Origin of the sequence: Pseudomonas sp. PS01297, from assembly GCF_029959305.1 — a bacterium.
GTDB classification, from domain to species: domain Bacteria; phylum Pseudomonadota; class Gammaproteobacteria; order Pseudomonadales; family Pseudomonadaceae; genus Aquipseudomonas; species Aquipseudomonas helleri.
This window is the reverse complement of sequence record NZ_JASCPQ010000180.1, coordinates 1-3,828: the sequence shown is the minus strand read 5'-3', so window position 1 is coordinate 3,828 and position 3,828 is coordinate 1. Positions and strand designations below refer to the sequence as shown.

The following is a 3,828-nucleotide window of genomic DNA, read 5'->3' as shown; positions in this document are numbered from 1 at the left end:
TATAATTTACAGCGGTTAAGGGTCGCTGCGCAACCCATCGCAGCCTCGTACCTCGTCAGCGGCTACAGGTTTTGGCGTACACGCCCCCCCCCCCCGTAGCAGTTGCCGAGTTTGACGAGGCTACGTCTCCAACCAACCACACAATCCCTGTGGTCGCTGACGAGGCACGAAGGCTGCGATGGCATTAATCAGTCCACATCCCGCCTTGCCAGCCTGCGGCGATATTGCTAGTGTCGATTTATGACCAAATATTGCCTCACCTCGACTACCACCACCACGACCGCTGAAAGCGGAGCGTGCGAAGTGTCGTGAGCCAATAACAGACGAACTTCAAAGGCCCGCCAGCAATGGACAGGGCCTTTTTTATGCCCTTGTGTTGCTGGCTCATACGCAAGGAGATTCACCTCATGCACGCTCTGTTGATACTCGATATGCAAGTGGGGCTGGTTCATGGCCCGGAAAAACCCTGGCGTGGCGAGGCGTTGCTGCAAACCCTGAATAGCCTGATGGACAAGGCTCGCAGCGCAGGAGCTCCGATTTTTCTGGCGCGTCATATCGGGCCGGTGGGTTCGCCCATCGAACCCGGCAGCCCGCTGACGATGATCGTGGAGGAACTGAAGCTTCAGGGTGGCGAGGTGGTATTCGAAAAACGCCGCCCTAACGCCTTCGCGATGACCGATCTGGCAGACAACTTACGGGCGCACGGGGCGACGGGTGTGGTGATCACCGGCATGAAAACTCAATACTGCGTCGACAGCACATGCCGCGCGGCGCGGGATCTTGGCTTTGATGCGGTGCTTATTGCCGATGGTCATAGCTGTTCAGATACGCCGGTGATGAAGGCCCAGGACATTGTGGCGCATCACAACGCAACGCTTGACGGGCCATTCTGCCGGTTGGTTCGGGCTGAGGAATGGCGTTTTTAGGTGACAGCCACGCAATATTTGTAGTCGCTGCCGAGGCACGAAGGCTGCGAAAGATCAAAAGATCAAAAGATCAAAAGATCAAAAGATCGCGAGACAAGCTCGCTCCTACAGGTTTTTTGGCGTACACGTCCCCCTGTAGCAGTTGCCGAGTTTGACGAAGCTACGTCTCCAACAAACAACGCAATCCCGATGCGGGCCGCAGGACCGCCGTTGAGGGATCGCTCACGCCCGCTCAAACATATAAAAACCCAGAAGCCAGCTTACAAACATATGAATTTTTACAAATGTTTGACTGCTTTATGCTGCGCCCGCTTCTCGTAGGGGGAGGCGGTTCGTCGGGATGTCTGGGCAAGCAGGCCCTCGTCGGACACCAACGCCTGCGCCCTCTGCGCAGCCGACTACAGCCAGATTTTTGTGAATGCCGTGCACGGCATTCTGCCGGGAGCCAACCAATGAAAGCAGCACAGTACATCAACGCACACTGGCTAGCGGGCGAAGGCGCCGAGCCGATCCGCGTGTTCGACCCGTCCCTGGGCCAGCCGTTTGCCGAGCTGACGAGCGCCAGCGCAGCCCAAGTGGATCAGGCCGTTGCGGCAGCGCGTGAGGCGCTGCCCGCCTGGCGCAAAGTCGATGCATCGGTGCGCGCCGGTTACTTGAGGGGCTTTGCTGAGCAGCTCGAACAGCGCCGTGAGGCCTTGATCGCCCTGCAGATGCAGAACAACGGCAAGCCCCGGCATGAAGCGGTGGTTGATGTCGACGATGCCATCGCTACGTTCAGCTATTACGCGACCCTGGCCGACGCCCTGGCAAGCAACCCGAACCCTGAAGTGCCGCTGTCAGTGCCCGGCTTTACCTCCCACACACGGCTGGAGCCGGTGGGGGTTGTGGGCTTGATCGTGCCGTGGAATTTCCCGCTGGTGACCAGCGCCTGGAAGCTCGCCCCGGCCCTCGCGGCGGGTTGCACGGTGGTGCTCAAGCCGTCGGAGATCACCCCGCTGATCGAGCAAACCTACGGCGAAATTGCCGATGCCCTGGGCTTGCCGCCCGGCGTGTTGAACATCGTTTGCGGAAAAGCCGAGACCGGCATTGCGCTGAGTAATCATGCGGGTCTGGACAAGTTGTCGTTCACCGGCAGCAACGCCGTAGGCACACAGGTGATGCACAGCGCCGCCGCCCATTGCCGCCCGATCACCCTGGAGCTGGGCGGCAAGTCGGCGATTGTGGTGTTTGAAGATTGCGACCTTGATCAGGCCGTGGAATGGATCGTGGCCGGTATCGCCTGGAACAGCGGGCAAATGTGCTCGGCCACCTCGCGCCTGCTGGTGCACGAGCGCATTGCCGATGCGCTGACCCAGCGTTTGCAGAGCGCTTTCGAGGCCCTGCGCGTGGGCAACCCGCTGACCGGCGAAGTCGACATGGGGCCGCTGACCAGCCAGGCGCAATGGGCCAAGGTGAGCGAGTACTTTGCCGTTGCCCGCGCCGAAGGCTTGCAGTGCGTGGCCGGTGGCAAGGCTTGGTGCGACCCCGGCTGGTTCGTCCGCCCGACCTTGTACACCGACGTGCCGTTGAACAGCCGCCTGTGGACCGAAGAAATTTTTGGCCCGGTGCTGTGCAGCCATCGCTTCAGTTCAGAAGACCAAGCCGTGGCGCTGGCCAACGACAGCCGCTTCGGCCTGGTAGCCACGGTGATCAGCGCGGATCTTGAGCGCGCCGAGCGGGTAGCGCAGGCACTGGAGGTCGGCCACGTGTGGATCAACTCGATCCAGGCGGTGTTCGTCGAAACCTCCTGGGGCGGCACCAAAGGCAGCGGCATCGGACGCGAACTGGGGCCTTGGGGGTTGTCAGCCTATCAATCGGTCAAGCACGTGACCCGCTGCTTGGGTTAAAGCCCGTGCTCGAGAAGCAGATCGGCGATAAAGGCACGCACCGCCTCGCTTTGCGGGTGCCCGGCATGGGTGATCATGCTGTGCCGAACGTCGTAGCGTAACGTCGCTGGCTGCAGGGCACGCATTTGCCCGCTCTGCAGCCAGACCTGGGCGTAGTGAGTGGGCAGATACCCCAGATGGGTGCCGGCCAGCACGCCATGGACCACCGCCTCCATGTGATGCGCCGTGGCCGAGGCGCGGTCGGGAATGATGGGCAGCACCTGATCGACCGGCAAAAACCCGTGGCGGATCCAGTCACAGGCCTGAAGCTGCTGCAAACTTGGCGCCTCGACCGTGAACAGCGGGTGCGTCTGACCGCAGAAAATTCCGATCTCTTCCGAGTACAGCGGCTGATACGTCAAGGTCGGCAGCGGGCGGCTGAAATACGAAATGGCGATGTCCAGTTGGCCGTCAATCACCGCCCGCTCAAGCTCCGTGGGCGAGTTCACGAAAATGTGCAAATGCATGTCGTGTTCACGCTGATAAAAACGCGCAATGGCGGCATCGACCCGAGCCGTCGGCAGCGTCGCGATATTGTCCGCCAGCCCCAGATACAGATCCCCCACCAGCCGCCCGGCAAGGTCCTGGGCCTCATTGCGAAACGCATCCACGGCACCGAACAGCACCGCCGAGGCCTTAAGAATGCGCTGGCCTTTTTCGGTCACGCGAAAGCCGCCTTTGCCGCGCTCACAAATGCGGTAGCCCAGACGTTTTTCCAGCCCGGAAATGTGCGTGCTGATGTTCGACTGGCTCATGTTCAACTCAGCCTGAGCCGCCGTAAACCCACCGCACTTGACCACCGTGGCGAAGATGCGCAGCAGGCGCAAATCCATGTCCGTAACGTTTCTGAGCACAGGGGGTCTCGATGGGAGTGGGTTTGTGCAATGTGTGGGAGCGGGCTTGCTCGCGAAGGTCGTTAACGATGACGCGTATTTACCGAGTAAATGAGGCGTTCTGAAGACCATCGCGAGCAAGCC

Annotated in this window: 3 protein-coding genes; 2 read left to right on the top strand and 1 reads right to left on the bottom strand. The window is 60.7% G+C overall.

All coding sequences use genetic code 11. The features are described from left to right. Window positions 1-407 precede the first annotated feature (407 nt). Entirely contained in the window at window positions 408-926 is a 519-nt protein-coding gene (locus QMX84_RS25900) for a cysteine hydrolase family protein (RefSeq protein ID WP_153329137.1), read from the top strand. A gap of 452 nt (window positions 927-1,378) precedes the next feature. Next, complete coding sequence (locus tag QMX84_RS25895) at window positions 1,379-2,812, top strand: aldehyde dehydrogenase family protein (protein WP_282365112.1); 1,434 nt, start codon at window positions 1,379-1,381, stop codon at window positions 2,810-2,812. Here the strand turns inward: QMX84_RS25895 and QMX84_RS25890 are convergent. Further along, window positions 2,809-3,705 (bottom strand): LysR family transcriptional regulator, encoded by an 897-nt coding sequence (locus QMX84_RS25890; protein ID WP_282365111.1) that lies wholly within the window; start codon window positions 3,703-3,705, stop codon window positions 2,809-2,811. The two genes, QMX84_RS25895 and QMX84_RS25890, sit on opposite strands and share 4 nt — an antisense overlap. Window positions 3,706-3,828: the final 123 nt, after the last annotated feature.